The sequence below is a fragment of the Paenibacillus sp. FSL H7-0756 genome (assembly GCF_038006765.1).
In the GTDB taxonomy this organism is placed as follows: domain Bacteria; phylum Bacillota; class Bacilli; order Paenibacillales; family Paenibacillaceae; genus Paenibacillus_AQ.
On sequence record NZ_JBBOVT010000002.1, the window covers coordinates 1,965,696 to 1,986,802 of the forward strand.

Here is a 21,107-nt window from a genome sequence, read left to right on the forward strand (position 1 = left end):
CTTTCCTACTATTCTAAGAGTTTTCCAGTATAATACAAGTGAATTGCCAAAATCCAGCTAATCCCGGTATGTTACAATAAAAACTACCCCGACGGACTAAAGGGTATTTCACCGGGGTATACATATATATGGAACGATTTGGCTACCATCTCAGCCTATCCGGGAATTCATGAAGGAGGGTCCTATGAACAGCACTTCCGGCAGTAGAAGAGGCACTTTCAAGTTCATCAAGCAGCTATGGGTGAAAATTAATGACGATGATGTCCAGGGCATCGCTGCGCAGCTGACCTATTATTTAATCCTGTCTCTGTTTCCTTTCCTCATCTTCATCATGACCCTGATCGGGTATGCGAATATCTCCCTGGAGAAAAATATAGAGCAGCTGGAGCAGATCATGCCCGCCGAAGCCATCTCTATTATAGAAGAGATTCTGCAGGATGTTTCCGCAGGACGCAGCCAGACGCTGCTGTCCTTCGGGATGCTGGCTACGCTGTGGGCCGCCTCCAAAGGGATCAATGCCATCATTAAGGGGCTTAACCGTGCGTACGAGATTGACGAGAGCAGAGTGTTCTGGAAAATCCGGGGGATCGCCCTGCTCGCTACCTTGACAATCGGGTTCGTCGTACTGCTCAGCATGCTGCTATTGGTCCTTGGCAGCTGGCTTAAGACGCAGGTCTTTCTGCTGGTTGATCTCCCCTATGGATTCCAAAAGCTCTGGGATCTGCTGCAATATGCGATTCCGCTGTTCGTAATGTTCATCGTCTTCACCCTGCTGTACTGGATCGCTCCCAGCCGGAGACTGGCGCTGCGTGAGGTTATGCCTGGGGCGTTGTTCACCACCATCGGCTGGATTACGACCTCGGTTCTGTTCTCCGTATACGTCAATCAATTCAGTGATTTCTCCAAAACCTACGGCAGTCTCGGGGGCGTAACCGTGCTGCTAATCTGGCTGTATATCAGCTCTTTTATCATCCTGGCCGGAGGCGAGATCAATGCCGTGCTGCTGAACCGCAAGGTGAAGAGCATGCCCTTCAGCTCCTTCAAAGGACAGAAGCTCCCATGAACCCCTACCTGATTGATGCCATGACCAAAAGCCCGCTCCGCACCTCCTTCTATCATTTCACCCGGGCAGTGAATCTGCCCGCCATGGCTGCCCTTGACGCCATTTATTCCTCTGCGGTGCTGAGCCCCGCTCATGCAGCCGGAGAGCGGCGGACTGCGGCGCACCGGGTAAGCTATACAGGGCAAGCCGCGACGCTGAATGCCCATCTGCGCATTACGCCTGAGGCGATGGCTCCGGGGACAACGGCGGAAGAGTTCCGCCGCTGCCTGGACCGCCATGTGTTCCTGTGGGCGACCTGGCGCGATTGCCTCGCAATGGCTGCAATGTATTCGCGCAGAGAGCCGGGCGAGGTCTTCGCTGTGCTGAAGCTCGATGCCCGCAGCGTCCTGGCGGGTCACTACGCCCGCATCAGGCTGTCTAAATACGATTCCGGCAGCTCCCCCAGGTTCCCGCACCGCATGTCATACCGCAAGAGCTGCGCTATGCTGCTTCCCCTAGCCGAGTTCATGTCCTCCACCGGACAAGCTATCCCCGTCAAGCCGTCCGAGATCAAGGAGGTGCTGGTTGAGAACAAGCTGGCTCCGCTCAGCCAATATTTACAGACGGTCTACTGTTTACAGCCCCAGCTTGTACCTGAGCTCTGGCAGCCCTTGTGCCAGCCCCTAATTCTTCCCCGAGGTTAGTCCTGCTTACCTCAGAACATCTGCCTATAGTTGAATTATATGTCGCATCGTGATATAGTCACACTATGACATAGTCACAGCACGACATATTTTCTTAGCCATGACTTGGCACAACGAATTGACGAAGCAGGTGAACGCGGTGTCCGCAGCGCAAAAGGTTCTAAAAAAGTACGTGCCCATGACAGAAACGGCCTTCTATATTCTATTGTCCTTAACCAAGCCGCGCCATGGATATGGAATTATTAAGCATGTGGAGGAATTGTCGGAAGGACGGCTCCGGCTGGGCTCCGGTACAGTATATGGAACCTTGACCAAAATGAACAAGGATGGACTGATTACCGTATTTGCCGATGAAGAGAGAAAGACGGTGTACGAGGTGTCTGAGCTGGGGAAGGAAGTCATGCGCGCTGAAATCGGCAGGTTAAAGGAACTTCACCGCAACGCCGTCACCAGTGAGGAGGAATTTCAATGAGAACTGTATTTCGGCCCTTTTGGAGCTATGATCTGCCGGGGACAGAAGCCTGGTTGGCCGATATGGCCGGCAAGGGATGGCGTGTGGAAGAATGGAGCTTACTGCTGCGGCGCTTTACCTTCCGGCAGGCTGAGCCTTTCCGGCTAACTTATCAGCTGGCTTATCATTCGGCCAAGCATTCATCCATGTCTCCTTATCTTGCCGCAGAGGGATGGAGCAAGCGGCTGCAGCGTGGAAAATGGAGTCTGTACGAGAATGACCGGCTGCCGTCACAGATTAGCGCCTATCCTTCACGTAAGGATGTCCTGAGGCGAAACCGTATCATCTCCTATCTTTTCATGGGAATCCTGGTGTATTTGCTGCTCATTGCCCTTATTCCACTGCTTGTACTAGGGCTCACCTTCAATCAGGATACTCCAGTCCGCATTCAGCCAAGTCCGCTGTGGGCCGTTACCTGGGCCGCAGCAGCGGGAGCCCTGGCCCTGCTTGTTCTTGCAATTTACTCTATAGTGAAGCTCCGGGCTGCCAGTAAGGTATTTCTGCTAAACCATCAGGACCTGAAGAAGCCTCCCGGACCGCAGAAGCCTGCCGGCACTACGATGGCGCGGATGAAGCCCGGCTGGATGTACGCCCCTGACCGGCTGGAGCAATGGCTGGAGGACAAAGAGAAGCACGGATGGAATCTCTATAAAGTAGGCTTCGGAGGAACGCTGTTCCATTTCAGCAAGGGCCGTCCACGCCGCATGACCTATCACGCCGACTATCAGGTCATTGCCGATGAAGGGTATTTCGAGCTGCACCATGAGGCTGGCTGGACGAGACTCTACAGCTCTCCCTTCTCTCTGCAGAAATGGACCCTCTGGAGCCGGGAGGAGCAGAACGCTGCGGAGCAGCAGGAAATCTATAGTGATCCGGTCCACCGCCTGAAGCAGGCACGTAAAATCGCCATCAGCTATACCCTGCTGTTCCTGCCCATGATCCTGCTCTACAGCCTTAATCTGTCGGCCTTCATTGATAGCATGCTGCGGGACGGGATCACCGCATCCCAGGCGTGGAACACTTCAATTATGTTCCTGTCCATTCTGCTCTTCGGTTCGTTCGCGGGCAGAACGTGGCTATATTACCGGCGGCTCAAGCAGCAATAGGAGTGATATCATTTCTTATATCACAACAAAAGGCGTATACCGGAAGTCCTCCTCCATAGAGAGAGGCTTTCGGTATACGCCTTGAATCTTTACAGCGTGTATGATCAGAAGAATTGCGGGTACTGCTTCGACATGCTCTGGACCCGGTCCAGCAGTGTATTGGAATGCTCCATCACGACCTTGCGCATCCCTTCCACATCCCGCTTGCGGGTCGCCGCCACCATCTTCACATGCTTATCGATATCGGACGGCTGCACCCCCTCCATCTTCCCGTAGAGCAGACGGATACGATTGTAATGGGATGCTACCTCTTCGATGGTGAACCAGGATAACTCCTCCCCGGCCGTCTGAAAGATCAGCTGATGGAACCGGTTGTCCTTAATATAGAATTCTCTGAAATACTTCTTGTCCATGTACTTCTTCTGCTTATTAATCAGTTCCTGCATCGTATCGGCTACCAGCTCGCTGCACTTGCGGATGAACTCATCGATCACCGCAGATTCAAGCGAGGTGCGGATGAACCACTCCTCACGGACCCGTTGCAGATCAATCTTAGAGACTACAGTTTTGCGCTGAGGATATATTTCCACCAGTCCTGACTGTTGAAGGCGGACCACTGCTTCCCGTACCGGCGTCCGGCTGACGCCATAGCGTTCAGACAGCTTCTGCACACTGACATCCATTCCCGGCTCGAGCGTCATATTCATGATGTCTTCTTTTATTCTATTGTAAGTTACATCATTCAGTGAATTACTGTTATTCATAATCTTCAACGGCTTCCCTACACCTTCCCTGAACTCACTCCTAGTACATCACGGGTTATTGTCTCCGCACTGGCTGAGTCGTAGCTGTAATACAACAGGACATCCAGAATAAACGGCGGGTACCGCAGTCTGTTCAGCTCCTGTGTAAAAGCCATGGCTCCAACTTCACTTAAGGTGCGTATTGTAGAATAATTCTTCAGGCCCAGCAGCTTCCATAGCAGAACGCGCTCGGTCCGGGTGTATATTTCCTGTGCAAACCGATCTTCTACAAAATGATAAATTTCGTGGCCAAGGATAGTATTCATTATACCAGCTTGCGGAAAAAGTTCAACCAGACCAGGACCCGCCTCCCGCACCTGCTCCGCCGCTCTGCGCAAGGGTTCTTCCATGATTTCGATCCGGTCCGGCGGGGTATAGGAGGCGAATAGCACACGCTTGCCGGTCATGAGCGCATCCTTGAATTCCAGCTTCAGGTTCATACGTTCAGCAAGCACCCTGACATCACGGGTCCCATATTCAAGCATCATCCGCTGTGCATATTCTATGCCGCAGGCTCTGGCCTGCTTCAGCATTTCCCGCTTCGTCTCCGGCGAAATCCGCCGGTTCAGAATGTCTCTCGAGAAGGCATACATTCCCCAAGCCTCATGGTCAACCTCCAGCAATGGATACAGCAGCTCTCCCAGCTTCGTCTGCACTTGCATACGTCCCCCTGTCTACACGTTCTTCCGCGCGGTTCTTAGCTCTGCTTGATATTAGCCGCCACGACAATGATCTCCGTGTCCGGCTCGAAGGTGGATACCTCAATATCCATCAGCAGCTCCAGCTGTTCGAAGTCCGATGCGGTAAAGTCCATGACACGGGCACCGATGCACAGGTAAAAGTCAGGTCTTGCAATCAGCTCCGTCTGATACACAGCCATTGCCTCCCACAGCTGCTTAACCGCGCTCAGGTAATCACCCGCAGTGGTCTTAAGCGCCATTGCCCGGCCCCTCTGCACTTTGATGAAGCCCTTGGTGTCCAGGATGCGGACCGGACCGGCTTCACCGGCTTTATCCATCCATTCGCCGAAAATACTGACATACCGGGTCTTCTCCAGCAGCTTGGTCCGTTCAAGCGGGATACGCATATCCTGGGCAGCCAGCTCCCGCAGCTCCGCCTCATCACATTCCTTCAACAGCTCGGTTGTCTTCACCTCGGTAGAACCGGTAGCAATCGCTGTCACCTTGGAGGTCTGCGGATCAATATCAATATGAATCTCGATGCTCTCCGGGGTGGCCCCGCTCTGGATGGCCTTGTTCATGGCTTCCATCTTGAGGGCAGCAATCACTTCCTTCGACGGAGACGGAATAATCCGCTCTACAACGTCCCGTACCATCGACAGAGCAACCCCTATCGAAGAGATAACCTCTGCATTCTCGGGGATGCTGTACTTCAGGCCCATTTTCTCGGAAAAATAGACAATCAGCGAAGCCGCGCCGCCGCCAACACCTACCAGGGAGATCTGGTCCTTCTCGAGCTTGTATTTCTCGGCCAGCGCCAGGATGATCGGCTCGATCTTCGCATACGCCTTCTCCATGATCTGCTTGGCAATATCCTCTACCGTCATTCCGCAGTAATCCGCCAATGCCTGCATCGCTCTTCTGGCCGCTTCCACATTCCCGTAAGAGAAATGCTCCGGCTTCACCAGTCCCAGCACATTCGCCGCACAGGAGTTCGTGATCGTCACCCGTTCCCCGTTTCCCAGCCGGACCGCCACATAATCAGCAGGATCACCCGGCTTTGGAGAAAAGAATTCGACCTGAGCTCCCTTAATCTTATCCGGATCGGTGAATACGGAATAATCCAGTCCGCCGATATGCGCCGATCTGGGTCCGACATCGACCACTCCGCTCTTGTTCGCCCGAATCATGGACCCGCCGGCTACGCCGAGCACCCGTACATCCAGGGAATTGACATAGGTCGGATGACCGCCGACGATGGAATAGTCGATGGCCGGACGGCCGTTTTTGATCACACCGATATTGGTTGTCGTACCGCCGACCTCGAAATACACCCCGTTAGACGCTCTAAGATACATCAATGAGCCCATGACTGAGGCCGCCGGGCCCGACAGCATCGTCAGCACAGGCCGCTTCTTCATCTCACTGATCTCCATAACGCCGCCGTCGCCTCTCATAATCATCAGGGGAACATGAACCCCGGCCTCCCGCACCGACTTCTCTGTGGAATTGGCGGTATCCAGCATCTTCGGCAGAATACTTGCATTAATCGCAGCCGTCCGGGTTCTCCGGGTCAGCCCGTATAATTTTGTGATGTCGGAGGCCATGGTGGTCGGCATGCCTTTTTTCTCCGCTTCGATATAGACCAGTTCCTCGGGCCGCCCGTTATCTACGCCAAAAGCCATCGAAGGCACAATCACCTGTGCCCCCTGCTGCTTCAAATCATCGATGACCGAAAGCACGGAGGCTTCGGACATTTTTTTAACATTCAGGAAGCTATTGTAGATCTTGATCTCCTTGCCGTTGCACAGATCGATATTCTGAAGCCGGGTCTGCCGCTTGGCGAGCCAGCCTTCCAGACCGCCCTTCGCCAGGCCGATGATGCCCACCTGGGCAATATCGCCCTCGATCAGCGCATTCGTAGCCTGCGTGGTACTGTGGGCCACGAACACCACATCCTCAGGACGGATATTGTTCTCCTCCAGGCAATTCATGAAGCATTTCACCACACCTGCGGCTACGCCTGTGGCATGATCATGCGTCGTCTTGACCGATGATTTCCCGATAATCTCATGGGTCGCATTGTCAATCGCCACTGCCTTGGTATGGGTTCCCCCCACATCGATTCCCATTCTAACCATTGTACTCATATGATTTCTCCGTTTCTCTTCCTTAATAGTAGACTACACCAAATTTCCGTACATGAAGAATACGATCGCGCAGAGGATAATCCCGATGATCCAGCCGGTAGGAATCGACATCTTCATGTATTCCTTGGCCGGAACCTTCGTATAGCCGAAGCCCCAGGCCACCCAGGACTGTGTAACGTCCAAATGCTGCGGTGCAACGGTAGTAATGGCGAACAGCGGATAGAGGAATTGGACCGGCCAGGCAGCGGTTGCCACCACGACGGCCAGGATGGCCGAACCCGAACCGACGAGGTTCATCGGACCGCGGAAGAAGCCGAGCGGTGTCAGGATGGCAAATACAATACACAAGAGCAGCGCGGTCTGGGGCATTGCGCCGTCCAGCAGGGTTTTGAAATAAGGGGAAGCATAGGTGGCCGCATTGTTGAACATCGACAGCGTGAGCAAGAACCCGATCATCGGCGCCACATCGATCGCTCCGTCTGCGAACTGCTTCGACAGCATTCTGCAAACGCTTGCAAAACCACCCTTCAGCTTGCCGCAGGTCAGCAGGGCGAACAGGGCTGCGAAGATAAAGCCGAAAATAATCGGCACCTTGAGCACTACCACACCCACTACCGGCAGAATGATCGAGATCCAGGAGATGGCAGGTGCATCCACAGTAGCTCCGCTATCCGGTGTGGCCGCCCAGGCCCGGGAGAGCTTCCGGTTCATCATCACATTAGATACCACCAGCACTACGATCAGAGATACTGCCATCGCAATCATGCCGAATTTGAAATATGTATTATAGTCGTAGCTGGCATAGCTTTCGTTGGCTGTTGCAAATATCGCCTGATATTGCTTAAAGTTCACGATGTTCCCGAAGATCCCCGCCATGATCGAGCCCATGAAGGAGAACAAGGCAATCGGTGAAGGAATTCCGAGTGACAGCATGATCGGCAGCACGATGACAGCAATGGAGATGACCGGACCGATACCGGTCATGGAGGTGAAGATTACAGCGGTAACGATACACAGCAGGGACATGGTAATTCTTGGTTTGTCTCCTCCAAGCTCTACGACCTTACGGATCAGTGTAGCGGCAATCCCGGTGTCGATCAGGACTCTGCCGAAGAAGGCGCCGAAGAAAATATTAACCAGTATCGCCTTCCCGTAGTTCTCAGGCCCCGTCTGGAACACGTTCGTCAGGACGTCAATGAAGGTCTTGCCCTCCATCACGGAGGTAGGATGAATGCTATTTCCGATCAGAGCAATTGAGGTCCACAGCACCGACATGACGAAGAAGCCAACCATGAGGTTATACCCCTTGACGCAATACCACACCAATCCAAAAAAAGATAAGACCATAATGAAACCGATTACAACATTAGCCACATCCACAAAAAAACCTCCTGAAGTAGGATAAATGAGTTAACATGCTAACATGCTATTTAGGCATACTGACATGTTAGTTTGTCACGTGAAAATATTAACATGCTACTTCTTCAGGCGTCAATACCATTCTGCACGTTATTTCCAAACACTTCAAAACACAAAAAAGAGGCAGCAGATGTGATCCATCCTGCGCCTCTGTTCACTTCAAACCCTTCCGTTATGGTTGTTAATCACCTTGTCACGATACTTCTGAAATTGCTCCCAGGATTGCTCCGCTGCTTCAGGCTGCTCAAAGTCAATATAGCCGGTATCCGATGTGTCCAGGGCATAAGCCTCCAGTGTCTCGCAGATCAAGCAGAGGGTATCCATCACCGCTCCCCCGCCCCGGACATGCAGCATAATTGAATCCACGAGCTCCTCGTCACCTGTGTTGAACTCAATCGAAAACCCCTCGCCCTCAAGGACTCCCCAAGCCTTATCCCGGTAATCCAGGTTCGGTAGGCGGCGGGTCAGCTTCTCAATGATTACATCACGTTGTCCCAGCGGTGGCACTGGCGGCTGTTCTTCCTCCGGCGCTTCAAAATCGTATTTCGTTTTCATAATAAGTACATCCCAGCTCATATGCGCTCACTCCTGTCATTATAGACTCCAGTACTTAGACTACTTATTACCCGATTCGTCCACTCTTATCAACTCAAACGTTGCGGCTTCGATCCACAGGATCAGCTTGTTATGATTCACATCGATGAAGCTTAGCGGTACACCCAGTCCCGGCGAAGGCTCAGTTACCTCTATGTCGGTCGTTACATCGCTGGTCCCGATCATAGACAGATTCAATTTGTTCACTCTGTAAAAGGAATCCCCGTTATAATGCCTCTGGGTTATGCTATAGCGGGGATTGGTGAACTCGTATTGGTACGCTTCATAGCCCTCTAGCCCCATCGAGGAGAAGTAATCTTTATGAATCACAAGTTCATCCCCAATGATGTCCTGTCCTGTAGGATATTCAGACGCGTCATTATAGGAATTCGCGAATCCCAGCAGCTTGTCCACCTTCCAGGTTCCATAGATGAACTTCGCTGTCTCCTGATCCAGATCTATCCGCCCGATAAAAGGTTCTGAGGTGTTGCGCGGAATCAGATCCTCTTCTAGTGCTGCATGTCCCGGAGTTGGTGTAACCGGAATATGCTGTGCAACTGTTGGCTCTGCCGCCTGACTGCATCCAGCCAGGCAGACCGCCAATATCGATATGTTCAGTATCTTCCCTAATCTTGTTATCATGGTAAGCCTCCCGCCTGCTTCAGTTCTTCAACCTTACCATCCGCTGGAAGTGAAGAATAAACAGACGGGTTACAATACCGGAACAAACGATTCATCAGCCGTTCTGCATAGATAGAAATTTTGTCAGATCCTTCTCTAGCTGCACAACCTCCTGATTCGCAGCATTCGCATAATCCGGCAGCAGCATATCCTTAACCATTTTGGTGCGCAGCCAGGCAATGAAGAGAACATCCAGGATGAAGCTTGGGAGCTTAGGGACTATGTTAAAAACGGGCGGATCAACAGCAACATCAGCTTCGCGGATTGCTTTTAGATACGCTTTTAAAGTAACTGTTATTTTTCGTGCCGTCTTTCTGGTTCCCGGTGATATAGGTTCACTCTCCTGATTGCGGGAATACAAACCGCCCAGCAGAGCAATATCTGATACAGAATGAGTGATTAGATACGCCTGCATATCCTTTTTTATAGCGTAGGGAAGCTTGGCGGTTTGAAATACTTGTGCGAGCTTTAAGATGCGCTGCGTCACTGCGCCATTCATTTCTCCAAATGCGGTAGCCACTAGAAGCTTGGGCATGAACCGGGCAAACAGGACCCCATCTTTAATCTGTCCGCCGAAGCCGGGAAAAGCCGGTAACAGCCGGTCCCCAACAATATCCTGCCACGAAGAAAATCCAATCGGGCTATTGGTCATCGTAACTATATTTTGACTTTGATTATCTTTTAGCGCGAGCAACGCGGATTCGGCCCGGTCATAACGAACGGTAACGAAAATAAAATCGTATATATCGTCATTTTCGAGCGTATCCATGACCTTCACCGGAACCGTTCTGACTGTACCTTTGTCATTATATTGCAGGCCTTTTTCTTGTAAAGCTCTGAACCTGTCCGCACGTGCAAACAGACTAACGTCATATCCTGCTTCCATAAACTTTATTGCATAAATACTCCCGATGACACCTGCACCGAAAATTAAAATTCTGTTTTGCTCTGCTGACATTATAATCACTCCTGCTCTTTAATATCCCCATTTGATTATCCGACAACATGTTGTATGATGTGATCATAAAGCTTTAGGATTTCTCGATCAATCATCAGTTTTTTAATATCTGTCGGATGATATCTTATGCGCAGGCAGGAGGGAAACATGAACAAGCAGCCCCAAATTACGGAGAAAACAAGACAAAAGTTTATAGATGTGTTTTGTGAGCTATACAGCCAAAAGCCGGTTGAGAAAATTTCCATCCAGGAAATCGCCAGCCGGTCAGGGTATAACCGCAGTACCTTTTATCAATACTTTACTGACATTTACGAACTTCTGGACACTGTGGAAAATAACTTGCTCCATGACATCAAAGCAGAACTAGCCGGTAACGAGCTGTCGATGCATTCGGTTCAGGATGCGCTGTCTTGTCTGGACAGAAAAGAACATCTCCTGGCGCTCCATGCCCTTCTGGGCGATTATGGAAGCCCCCGTTTCTTAGCACGCTTAAAAAGAGACATCCCCATGGAGCAATTCCTAAGCCTTCCGCAAAATCATTCCTTAACGCCATACTTCATTGAGTTCTATCTGACGACGACCCTTTCTTTATTTCGCCTTTGGCTCCAGCAGGAAAAGGATATACCGCCAGAAGAATTTATTAAGTTAGCGGAGAACTTATATTCAAGAGGGGTTTCGGCTTATTCTGATGAAGGATTCTGAATGAACTCTGTTTTTAACATAGCGACCCAGGAGGAAAGCAAAGATGACGACAACACCAGAACAAAATATAAGCGTAACCAACAGGCCGGGCAGAGAACAGCTTGAACAGATTTACGATATTTTAGATGAATGTTTTTCCGTAGGCCGGGGGTATTTCCAGGAAAGATTAGACCTCGACACCTCCTATGACCCGGATACCACATGGTTTGCGACGGTCGGCGGCAAGGTTGCTGCCAATGTTCAAATCTTTCCGCTTTCCATCAGAGTCGGCCAAGCGGTCTTGCAGACGGGCGCCATGGGCAGCGTCGCTGCAGATCCCAATTATCGCGGCATGGGGCTGACACACAAAATTCTTGCTGCACAAACAGACTACATGAGAGAAGCCGGTTTTGATATAAGTGTACTTCTGGCCAGCAAGCATGCATTTTATGAGAAGGCCGGCTGGAGACTGATTCCCGAGACTGCTTACGCTGTTGAAAATGAGGCGCGGGGCGGGCAGCCGGACGGTTACGAGGTTATACCTTTTGAGCCCCGTTATCTTGAGGATATCCGTGCTATTTATGAACAATTCAATCAGAACCGCACCTATACTGTAGTACGTAATGAAACCTACTGGAAGGATCTGATCCGCTGGCCGGAATGGAAGAAATCGGACTGTCTGCTGCTTCAGCACGATCATAAAATTGTCGCTTATGGCATTATTGAAAAAAAGGACACCGAACAGGTATTTATCAACGAACTCATCTATCTGGATGAGGCAGCGGACGGCGTGGAGTACTTATTTCATGAATTATGCCGTCTTCGGCCGAAGGCCAGGCAAATCATGGCGATGCTTCCTGAAGATCACAAGCTATATTCCTATTATCTGCAGCTTCAGGCAGAGCCCGTTCCCATCCATATGGCGATGTGGAAAATGATCAACCTGTATTCTACCTTCCACAAGCTTCAGCCTGAATTGGAGCATCGCCTTAACGGCAATGACTTGATGGCGGAACAGGAGCTGTTCATAACGCTGCAATGCGGGGAGGAGCGGATCTGCCTCGACTACCGCCAGAAGCGGCTTTCCGTTTCCGGGAATAGTCAGTCCGGGTCCCGGATAACCATAGAAGTGGATGAGCGGAATCTGATCTCTTATATCATCTTTGGCTATAATGCGGAAGGCGCAGCTGAAGCTGGAGCCCCTGCCCGACATACTGATATTCTGCAGGCCCTGTTCCCGAAGCAGCAGGCCGTGTTTTATTTAACCGACAAATTTTGAACGTAACCTGTCACCCCGGAGTTGTTTATTCACCGGAAAAAGGGTGTGCCGCAAGTCCAAAACTGCCGGACTTGTGGCACACCCTTCCTTTGCTTCATTCATAGGATTACCCGTTACTCATTTTTGATTTTCCGAGCAGTACAGCACCATAGGCTGCATTATGAACAGGCATAATCAGCTGGGTCTGCGGGTAGCTGCGGGCAAGCTTCCGCTCTAAGGCCTCTCTTACAAAACGGGATTTCTGCAGCACACTTCCGGCAATTGCAACCTTACTCTCATATAATTTCAGCCGCTCAATCACAGGCACCACAAGCTCAAACAGACCGGCTGCACATTGCTCCGCCAATTTTAGCGCCTGGGCGTCCCCGAGCCCGCATGCTGCCGTCATCACCGGGGCGAGCGCTGCAATATCTTTTTTCGTTGTGTTTTTGTCGTAGACAAAACCTATAACCTCTTGCACCGTACCAAGTCCAAGCTGCTTATAGACCAGCTCCGGAATCATCGTATCCGCCATTCTTCCGTCCTCTGTCTGAACCAGCACGGACAAGAGCTCACGCCCGATATAATATCCGCTTCCCTCATCATCAATCAGATGACCAAAGCCTCCTGTGCGGTGCCGCTCTCCCTTTTCATTCACCCCGAAGCAAATGGAGCCTGTACCGGCAATGAGAATAATACCCTGCATCGCATTCTGGGCTCCATATAGTGCGGTTTCCTGATCCCCGGTAATCGTTAGCGGCCCGCTATAACCGTTATCTCTCACCTGTTGCTCCAAAAATCGGGCTACTGCCGGATTGCTTACGCCTGCCGCTCCTATACATACATGATTAACTTCCGCAAGGCTTGTGCAGCAGGACCTGATCTGCTTAAAAATCTCCCCGAAAGCGGCAGCAATAGCCCCGGCATCGCCGCCATTATAATTAATAGGCCCTGCCGTAAAGGATCGTACGGGCTCTTCCTGATCATCATGAGTAACAATGACAGCTGTCTTGGTGCCGCCCCCGTCCATGCCAACAATAAATGCCATACTGATATCCCCCTATAGCTGAATCGTAATACTGGCAGCAGGTGTGACCTCACCATTCAGGATGGGAATAAGGGACTTGAATGCATCCGGAGTATATTCAAAGGCTGCAATGCCGCAAAACCCGCCTTCGATTAAAGCTAAATCATACGGCCGGCCCAAGGTAATTGCCGTTACTTTACAGTTTGCTGCCACAAGCTTCTGCACAAGCGCCAGCTGGCCTGTATTTTCACGCGCATTGAACAGCCCGATAACAACATGCTTGTACCCTTCAGCCTTGTGCAGCACTGTGTTAATCTGCTCCTCGTCCGGATCAATGCTGATCAGCTCATACGCCGCAGCAAAATGCTCACCCATATACTGCGGGAAACTAAGCTCCTGATTCACACTGCTGGAGGCCAGGTCGGTCCGGTAGGCATAGGAGCCCACAAACAAGACCTGCCCATCCCCTGCCTGAACGGGCCGGGTCTCACCTTTAATCAGGCAGATCGTTTCCGTACGCATCAGCTCGTTCGCCCGGCGGTGAACTCCGCAGCCCACGATCCCGTAATCCGGTTCCCCAACATGCGTATAGCGGGCTTTATAGGCTAGAATTTTGGCAACAGCTGCATCAATAACCGCTTCATCCAAATCACCCGCCGCTACAGCTTCTTCTATTAAATGAACCGCTTCTTTAACCGTTGCAGGCGTGTGACTGATGAATACCAGATCAATCCCTGCTTTAACGGCTTCGAGTGCACCTTTGGCCGTCCCGTAATAGCGTTTAATCGCATCCATTTCCAGACAATCGGAGACAACCAGCCCCTCAAATCCCAATTTCCCTTTAAGCAGCTCTGTAATAATCGTATAAGACATCGTTCCCGGTACACCAGACGTTTCGATTTGCGGGAATAAAATATGGGCGCTCATGATGGCCTCGGCCCCCTGCCCGATTGCAGCCTTAAACGGCAGCAGTTCAAGCTGCTCTAGCTCCTCCACCGTTTTGTTAATAACAGGCAAGCCAATGTGTGAATCGACATCGGTATCCCCATGACCGGGAAAATGCTTCAGCGAGGACATTACGCCGCCATCGAGCAAGCCCTTCATCATTTGAATCCCGTACTGCGATACCGTCTCAACAGTATCCCCGTAAGAGCGGACGTTGATCACCGGATTGAGCGCATTACTGGTAACATCCATCACGGGCGCAAGATTGAAATTAATGCCTAATGCTTGTAGTTCCCGGGCCGTTATTCTGCCTGCTGCATAAGCATTTTCAGGGCGTCCTGAAGAGGCAATGGCCATGGCTCCGGCTACATTCGTCGCGTCCTTAGGCATTCGGGTCACCCGGCCGCCTTCCTGGTCAATCGTAATAAAGCCCGGAATGCCTGTATGTGTGGTGAACCATTGCTGCAGTTCTGCAACAAGCCCGCCTAATTGATATTTATTGCTGATATTATGGGAGAATAAAATAATATTTCCGACTTTGTACTGCTCAATGACTTCCTTCAGCTCCGGGGACATCTCCGTTGACGGAAAGCCTGTTACGAACATTTGCCCGATTTTCTCACGCAAGCTCATTTGTTCTATCGTTCTCATCCGCTATTCACCATCCGCTAGTGATATAAATGATACTGCTGTTTCATTTCTGCAAATTGCCTGCTGTCCTCTGCAAACTGTTCGAGCAGCTGCTTAGCCTGAATATCCTTCGTCCGGTAGATGCTGCTTCCGCCCAATAAGTCAATAAAAGGACGTGAGCCCTCCTTCACGGGAGGCAGAAATGCAAACGGCTCAAACAAGTCCCTGATCGTAAATAATAAGGTTACGCCAACCTCTAACGGCTTGATCACCTGGCGGTCTGTAATATATAATTGAACGCCGCCGCACAGCTCTCCGGAATGCTTAGAAGACGTTGGCTTGAAATGAACCGGACGGAAATACACGCCTGGAAGGCGCAACGCATTCATCTCATCTGCCAGCTGCTGCGCCTCAATAAAGGGAGCTCCAATCATTTCAAAGGGGAAGGTTGTGCCTCTTCCTTCAGAGCAGTTTGTTCCCTCAAATAGGCAGGTGCCTGTATATAACAGCGCGGTTTCATACCGGGGAATTCCCAGTGAAGGATGAACCCAGGTTAAGACTGTATCCGGGAAAGACATGCTCCGTTCCCAGCCTTCCAGACGAACGACATGAAGCGATGCCTTCCAGTTCATCTGATCATTGGCCATGACAGCCACTTCACCTGCGGTCAGGCCGTACCGGACAGTCAGCTCATAATTCCCGACAAAGGATTTGAAGCCGGGCTGTAGGATATTCCCTTCCACGTTCACCCCGTTCAGCGGATTCACCCGGTCGAGAACAACAAATTCCACGCCTGCCGGAGCACAATCCTCAAGGGCATACAGCATCGTATAAATGAAGGTATAATACCGTACACCAACATCCTGGATATCATACACAAGGATATCTACCTTCTCCAGCATTTCCTTTGTTAAACGTTTGGAATCTTTGCGGTACAGGCTGTAGACCGGAACATTGGTAAAAGGGTCCGTATACGTCTCCACTAATGCCCCTGCATCCAGATCTCCGCGGACACCATGCTCAGGTGAGAACATGGCCGTAAGATTACAATTCTCGTGTAATATCGTAATGGTGGATCTGAAATCTTTGGTAAGCCCTGTCGGCGCGGTAATTAACCCCACACGTTTACCTTTGAACAGATGAAGATACTTCACAATAGAATCAATCCCGTTTAATACCATATCACGCAAGCCCCGATTGTCTGATTTTCATCGTCTCGGCAGGGACCATGAAGGCTTCGGCATAGGTTTTTCTTGCTTCACAGCCCCGGACAACGGCCAACGCTTTATAGTAATCCATATATTTAAAAGATTTGCTGTTCGTCACAAACCAATGCTGGCCTAACGCCTCAATCCATAAATCATAAGCCGCCTGATCAAAATCCACGTATACGTAAGGGACATAGTCCACAGCATCTTCCCAGTTTTCCGAATAATACAGCTTTGCGGCAAAATGAGCAGGAAGCTCACGCTCAAAAGAGGACAGGCTGGCAAAAAACCTTGCATCGTTCACGATATGATGGGTCAGAGCATGATCCTTATGCATGCTGTTTCTCCAATGGGTGATGATAATGTCCGGCTTCACGCGGCGGATCACATCGCAGACCTCCAGCCGAATCTCCTGATTGTCTGGCAGCTCTCCGTCACAATAATCAAAAACAACGGCTTCACCGCCCAGCATATCAGCGAAACTCTCTGCCTCTTTGATTTTTTGCTGACGGTACTCCTTCATATCCTGCCCGGCCGGCACGCCTCTTTCACCTGGAGTTAAAGCCAGGGTTACGATACGGTCTCCTTTTAAGCTATGGCTGGCCAGTACACCGCCGGACGCCAATTCCACATCCCCAACATGCGCTCCAATCGCTAAAACCGTCAACTTTCCGCTCATCCCTACAGCTCCCTCCGCAATATGGAAAATTGTTTTTCAATCTGAAATCCTGCTTTTTGATAGATTCCAAGAGCCGGGTTATTGCTGCCAGTAAACAAAGAGATATATTGACAGCCTGCAGTCTGAAAAGCTTCGACCATCCGGGAAAATAGGACACTGCCGAGACCATGTCCCTCATACTCCGGGTGTACCCCGATCCCGCAAAAAAATGCCCGGCCATCCGGTTCGACCATAATTGGACCTGCAAAACCCACAACCTCACTGCCATGAACTGCCACCACAAGAGGTTCACCATTCTTTACAAATGCTGCTACATCCCTCTCCCACTGCGGATTCTGCAGGGCTGCAAGCATGGCTTCAAGCCCTTTATGAACAGCGGGGGCATAATGAGTAACCTGATAGCCTTCTCTGTTTGCTTTGCTTTCTTTGACTGCAATATCTTCAGGAACACTAAAGTCACCCAGCTTCAGGTGCATGCCGCATTGTGTCGCCCGCTCTGCATACCCTCTGGCGATCAAAGCATCATATAACGGCTGGTCTGTACTAATGCCCGGGGCATTATTGTGTTCATGCTGCGGTGCGCTTGGCATCGTCCATTTCAGCTTAACAGGGTTAAAGAACAACACCTCCACCTGACTTTTCCCAAGCTGCCGGAACCTTGTTTCCATGCGCTGCACAAAGGCATCGTACAGCTCTAAAAAAGCGGCACCCGAATCTATAATTACGGTCGTAATATAGCCCGCCACATCGCCGAGCGGAAGGTCATCCCCGCTGCAGCCGGCTGCAAAACCTACAATCCCTCGTTCATTAAAGCCTACCCACATACACTCCGCATCGAAATAAGCATGATTAATAAATGTGTCCTGAAATTCCTGTTCGGTAAACGGCTTGTAGTCATACTTCGTAGCCTCCCGGTTCCAGAGCGCGACCACTCCAGAAAAATCTTCCATGGAGAAGAGTCTGATTTGCATCATTCCAACCCCCTGTGTTCCGGGTAGGGCCAAGAAATTTTGCCCATGACTACCGGCCGGGAAGCTCCGGTTACCTGAGGGATATTATTCGGCAGACGTCTCATCGTATGATAAGCCAGCACAGCAAAAGCAACGGCTTCCTTGGCATCACTGTTGCCGCCAATATCCTCCTGTGTCAGCACCCGCACTCCGAAGGGAGCAAATAACTGCCGCAAATCGCGCAATAACGTCAGGTTATAGCTCCCTCCGCCGCCAACCAGCAATCGCTGAGCCTGATGCTGCGGGGCAATATACCGTTCATAGCTGTCGGCAATACTCCATGCTGTCAAGCGTGTAGCTGTGGCAATAACATCCTCAGCTTTCCAGTGATGCTCCTCCATCATCTGAAGTATTTGTGCAACATATTGTTGTCCAAACCGTTCTCTGCCTGTCGATTTCGGGAAAGGCATACTATAATACTCATCCTGCTGCATCCATTTCAATAGCTGATCAATAACCTCACCACCCGCAGCAATTTCACCGCCGGCATCCATCGTCATTGGCGCAAATAAATGGGATACAAGACCGTCAATAATCATATTTCCGGGCCCTGTATCGTAGGCATACACCTCTTCGGGAGAAGCATTGGCAGGAAGAACCGTTACATTCCCTATTCCTCCAATATTCTGCAGAAGTGATGTTTTCTCCGGATGGTTAAACAATAAATATTCAGTAAAAGGCACGAGTGGCGCTCCCTGTCCATCCATTGCCATGTCGGCAACCCGAAAATCTGATATGCAGGGAATGCCCGTCCGGTTCGCTATCACTGCACCTTCTCCGATCTGTACCGTACAGTGCAGGTTATAGCCGTCCATCCTCTTCTCTTCCGGTGCATGATAGATCGTTTGGCCATGGGATCCTATCGCAAATATTTGGGAAGGCGCAAGTCCGCATTTGCGGATCACCGACACTACTGCCCGGGCGTATAATTCCCCCAGCCACATGTTCATTGCGCCTACCTTATCAACCGTAGCCTTGGAAGGATCAAACAGCTCGAATATCGAACTTCTGACATGCGCTGGAAACGGAGTGTTCTCAAAAACCAGTAATTCCGTCTCTATTCCATACTCTGTGTCCGGCGTGGACGAAAGCTTAATTACCGCTGCATCAATACCGTCTACCGATGTGCCGGACATCAAGCCAACCAGATAGGTAAGATTTACTTCAGCTGGGCCGCCCATCACCCTTTCACCGCTCCGACGGCTACTCCTTCAAGGAAATACTTCTGTAAGCTGAAGAACAAAATAAACATCGGAACGGCAGAAATGGTTGCCCCTGCCATCATAGGTGCAAAGTAAGTGGTATTCGCAAAACGGAAGTTTTTGAGCCCCACCTGAATCGTCTGCATATCCATAGTGTTGGTAACCAGGAACGGCCAGAAGAAGTCATTCCATGCTGCCATAAACGTCAGGATGGCCAGTACTGCCATAACCGTTTTGGACAACGGCATAATGATATACCAAAAGATTTTAGGCTGGGAGCAGCCTTCGATTTTGGCAGCTTCAATAATTTCTACCGGAATGGAGGACATGAACTGCTTGACCAGAAAAATGTTATACACCGTGACAATGCTTGGCATAATCAACGCTGTATACGTATTTTGCAATTCAAAAATATTCACGATCAATATATACAGCGGAACCTGGGTGACTTGAGTAGGAATCATCATGGACCCCAGCAGAATAGCGAACAGAATGCCTTTTCCTCTAAATTTCATTTTGGCAAAAGCGTATCCTGCAAGCGTGGCGAAAAATACGTTTGATACCGTAATACAAGCTGCTACAATAAAAGAATTTTTCAACCAATCCCAGGAATGGGCGCTGAAGTTAAAAAAGAATTTATAAGACTCAAAGGAAATCTTTGCCGGGATCAGCGAATAGCTCATTGCGCCAGCTTCTACCGGATCACCGAACGAGGAAATGATCATAAAGTATATCGGGAAAATGGTCGCTGCGGCAAACAGGAGAAGGGCTGTAATGATCAGACCATTACGGGCGAACAGCGATCCTTTGCTTTTGATATTATTGTTGAACAACCCCATAGGTTTCTGCCCCTTTCCTAGTATTCTATGTCTTTACCTAAAATCTTAAATTGGAAGAATGAGATCAAGGCAATAACCGCTGCCAGAAGCAAGGATTGGGCCGCTGCCTCCCCAAACTCGAAATATGTGAACGCATTGTTAAAGATTAACAATCCCACCATGGTTGTGGCATGGTCTGGTCCGCCGCCTGTCATCAGATAAGCGTTCTGGAACACCTGGAAGGAACCTATGACCCCTGTAACCAGCAGGAATAGCGTTGTTGGCTTAAGGAAAGGAATGACAATATACCGCAGCTTTTGCAAAAAAGTCGCCCCATCAATATCAGCTGCTTCATAATAACTGTTATCAATACTGAGCAGTGCAGCCAGATAGATAATGATCGCTGTACCATGACTTGACAGCCAGGACATTAATACAAGTGAAAACATGGCCGTTGCACTCGAACCCAGCCAGTTCTGATTACTGATACCAAAAAGTCCGACCGCTTGATTGGCAATACCTGATTTTAGCGGATCAAAGATCCACAGCCATACGACAGCAAGAGATACCCCTGAAGCTACAGCCGGCAAATAATATACCGCTTTAAATATAGTTTGTGTTTTTTTCTTAAAAGGCATAATCAGAATGGCAACAAGGAAGGACAGTAAAATATTAAATGGAACGGTTAACAGCGTATAGACCAATGTATTTTTCAGCGCTTTCCAGAACAGCTCATCTGAAAAGGAATTGACGAAGTTCTCCAGGCCGACATAAGTGGACCCTAGTGGACGATATTTCTGCAGGCTGATTATAAAGGCATTGATTACCGGATAGGCAGTAAATAAAGAAAATGCAATAAGTGCTACTGCGATAAACGCGTATCCCCAGCCAGAGTCACTTTCGAGCTTCAGCTTTTTTCTTTTGGTCAACAATTGATTCATTGGGCCGCACCTCTCTTCTTCAAAAAAGTACCTTCTGCTTGCCTGCATTCAGAAGGAAAG

Annotated in this window: 21 protein-coding genes; 6 read left to right on the forward strand and 15 right to left on the reverse strand. The window is 50.2% G+C overall.

What is annotated here, in order from left to right; translation table 11 throughout:
• Positions 1 to 184 precede the first annotated feature (184 nt).
• The 4 genes from NST04_RS25105 (at position 185) to NST04_RS25120 (ending at position 3,363) form a co-directional block, all read left to right on the forward strand.
• Entirely contained in the window at positions 185 to 1,063 is an 879-nt protein-coding gene (locus NST04_RS25105; protein WP_341186654.1) for a YihY/virulence factor BrkB family protein, read from the forward strand.
• Positions 1,060 to 1,746: a DUF7002 family protein gene (locus NST04_RS25110; RefSeq protein WP_341186655.1), complete on the forward strand. Its 687-nt coding sequence runs from the start codon at positions 1,060 to 1,062 to the stop codon at positions 1,744 to 1,746. The genes NST04_RS25105 and NST04_RS25110 overlap by 4 nt, the downstream gene beginning before the upstream one ends.
• Before the next feature lie 100 nt (positions 1,747 to 1,846).
• Positions 1,847 to 2,218, forward strand: a complete 372-nt coding sequence (locus NST04_RS25115) for a PadR family transcriptional regulator (RefSeq protein WP_341186656.1) — start codon at positions 1,847 to 1,849, stop codon at positions 2,216 to 2,218.
• Positions 2,215 to 3,363: a DUF2812 domain-containing protein gene (locus NST04_RS25120; RefSeq protein ID WP_341186657.1), complete on the forward strand. Its 1,149-nt coding sequence runs from the start codon at positions 2,215 to 2,217 to the stop codon at positions 3,361 to 3,363. Before NST04_RS25115 ends, NST04_RS25120 begins: the two co-directional genes overlap by 4 nt.
• Positions 3,364 to 3,467: 104 nt before the next feature.
• On the opposite strand, the gene NST04_RS25125 is transcribed toward NST04_RS25120, so the two are convergent.
• The 7 genes from NST04_RS25125 to NST04_RS25155 all read right to left on the reverse strand — a co-directional run bounded on the left by NST04_RS25125 (position 3,468) and on the right by NST04_RS25155 (position 10,648).
• Positions 3,468 to 4,127, reverse strand: coding sequence for a GntR family transcriptional regulator (locus tag NST04_RS25125; protein WP_076157574.1), 660 nt, complete (start codon positions 4,125 to 4,127; stop codon positions 3,468 to 3,470).
• Between the two features lie 17 nt (positions 4,128 to 4,144).
• Positions 4,145 to 4,822, reverse strand: coding sequence for a hypothetical protein (locus NST04_RS25130; protein WP_341186658.1), 678 nt, complete (start codon positions 4,820 to 4,822; stop codon positions 4,145 to 4,147).
• A 41-nt stretch (positions 4,823 to 4,863) separates the two neighbouring features.
• Positions 4,864 to 6,996, reverse strand: a complete 2,133-nt coding sequence (locus tag NST04_RS25135) for a hydantoinase/oxoprolinase family protein (protein WP_341186659.1) — start codon at positions 6,994 to 6,996, stop codon at positions 4,864 to 4,866.
• 33 nt (positions 6,997 to 7,029) lie between these two features.
• Entirely contained in the window at positions 7,030 to 8,376 is a 1,347-nt protein-coding gene (locus NST04_RS25140; protein ID WP_341148749.1) for a citrate transporter, read from the reverse strand.
• Between the two features lie 198 nt (positions 8,377 to 8,574).
• Positions 8,575 to 8,991 (reverse strand): hypothetical protein, encoded by a 417-nt coding sequence (locus tag NST04_RS25145; RefSeq protein WP_341186660.1) that lies wholly within the window; start codon positions 8,989 to 8,991, stop codon positions 8,575 to 8,577.
• A gap of 39 nt (positions 8,992 to 9,030) precedes the next feature.
• Entirely contained in the window at positions 9,031 to 9,651 is a 621-nt protein-coding gene (locus NST04_RS25150; protein WP_341186661.1) for a hypothetical protein, read from the reverse strand.
• Positions 9,652 to 9,745: 94 nt separating this feature from the next.
• Positions 9,746 to 10,648 (reverse strand): ketopantoate reductase family protein, encoded by a 903-nt coding sequence (locus tag NST04_RS25155; protein ID WP_341186662.1) that lies wholly within the window; start codon positions 10,646 to 10,648, stop codon positions 9,746 to 9,748.
• Positions 10,649 to 10,795: 147 nt separating this feature from the next.
• Between NST04_RS25155 and NST04_RS25160 the strand changes: the two genes are divergently transcribed.
• Both NST04_RS25160 and NST04_RS25165 read left to right on the forward strand, forming a co-directional pair.
• Positions 10,796 to 11,350, forward strand: coding sequence for a TetR/AcrR family transcriptional regulator (locus NST04_RS25160; protein ID WP_341186663.1), 555 nt, complete (start codon positions 10,796 to 10,798; stop codon positions 11,348 to 11,350).
• A 43-nt stretch (positions 11,351 to 11,393) separates the two neighbouring features.
• The gene (locus NST04_RS25165; RefSeq protein WP_341186664.1) at positions 11,394 to 12,608 is read left to right on the forward strand and encodes a GNAT family N-acetyltransferase; all 1,215 of its coding nucleotides are present in this window, start codon (positions 11,394 to 11,396) and stop codon (positions 12,606 to 12,608) included.
• Between the two features lie 106 nt (positions 12,609 to 12,714).
• Here the strand turns inward: NST04_RS25165 and NST04_RS25170 are convergent, their stop codons facing one another.
• The 8 genes from NST04_RS25170 to NST04_RS25205 are packed head-to-tail and all read right to left on the reverse strand — an operon-like array spanning position 12,715 to position 21,047.
• A complete protein-coding gene (locus tag NST04_RS25170) occupies positions 12,715 to 13,635 on the reverse strand; it encodes an N-acetylglucosamine kinase (RefSeq protein WP_341186665.1) in 921 nt (306 codons plus the stop codon).
• A gap of 12 nt (positions 13,636 to 13,647) precedes the next feature.
• Positions 13,648 to 15,210, reverse strand: coding sequence for a glycoside hydrolase family 3 protein (locus NST04_RS25175; protein ID WP_341186666.1), 1,563 nt, complete (start codon positions 15,208 to 15,210; stop codon positions 13,648 to 13,650).
• Positions 15,211 to 15,227: 17 nt separating this feature from the next.
• Entirely contained in the window at positions 15,228 to 16,370 is a 1,143-nt protein-coding gene (locus NST04_RS25180) for an exo-beta-N-acetylmuramidase NamZ family protein (RefSeq protein ID WP_341186838.1), read from the reverse strand.
• 1 nt (position 16,371) lies between these two features.
• Complete coding sequence (locus NST04_RS25185) at positions 16,372 to 17,076, reverse strand: PIG-L deacetylase family protein (protein WP_036695672.1); 705 nt, start codon at positions 17,074 to 17,076, stop codon at positions 16,372 to 16,374.
• Positions 17,077 to 17,078: 2 nt separating this feature from the next.
• Positions 17,079 to 18,050: a GNAT family N-acetyltransferase gene (locus tag NST04_RS25190; RefSeq protein WP_341186667.1), complete on the reverse strand. Its 972-nt coding sequence runs from the start codon at positions 18,048 to 18,050 to the stop codon at positions 17,079 to 17,081.
• Positions 18,047 to 19,267 carry an anhydro-N-acetylmuramic acid kinase gene (locus tag NST04_RS25195; protein WP_341186668.1) on the reverse strand — a complete coding sequence of 407 codons (1,221 nt, stop codon included), beginning with the start codon at positions 19,265 to 19,267 and terminating at the stop codon, positions 18,047 to 18,049. Before NST04_RS25195 ends, NST04_RS25190 begins: the two co-directional genes overlap by 4 nt.
• Complete coding sequence (locus NST04_RS25200; protein ID WP_036695673.1) at positions 19,267 to 20,127, reverse strand: carbohydrate ABC transporter permease; 861 nt, start codon at positions 20,125 to 20,127, stop codon at positions 19,267 to 19,269. Before NST04_RS25200 ends, NST04_RS25195 begins: the two co-directional genes overlap by 1 nt.
• A gap of 17 nt (positions 20,128 to 20,144) precedes the next feature.
• Positions 20,145 to 21,047, reverse strand: a complete 903-nt coding sequence (locus NST04_RS25205; RefSeq protein ID WP_036695674.1) for a carbohydrate ABC transporter permease — start codon at positions 21,045 to 21,047, stop codon at positions 20,145 to 20,147.
• Positions 21,048 to 21,107: the final 60 nt, after the last annotated feature.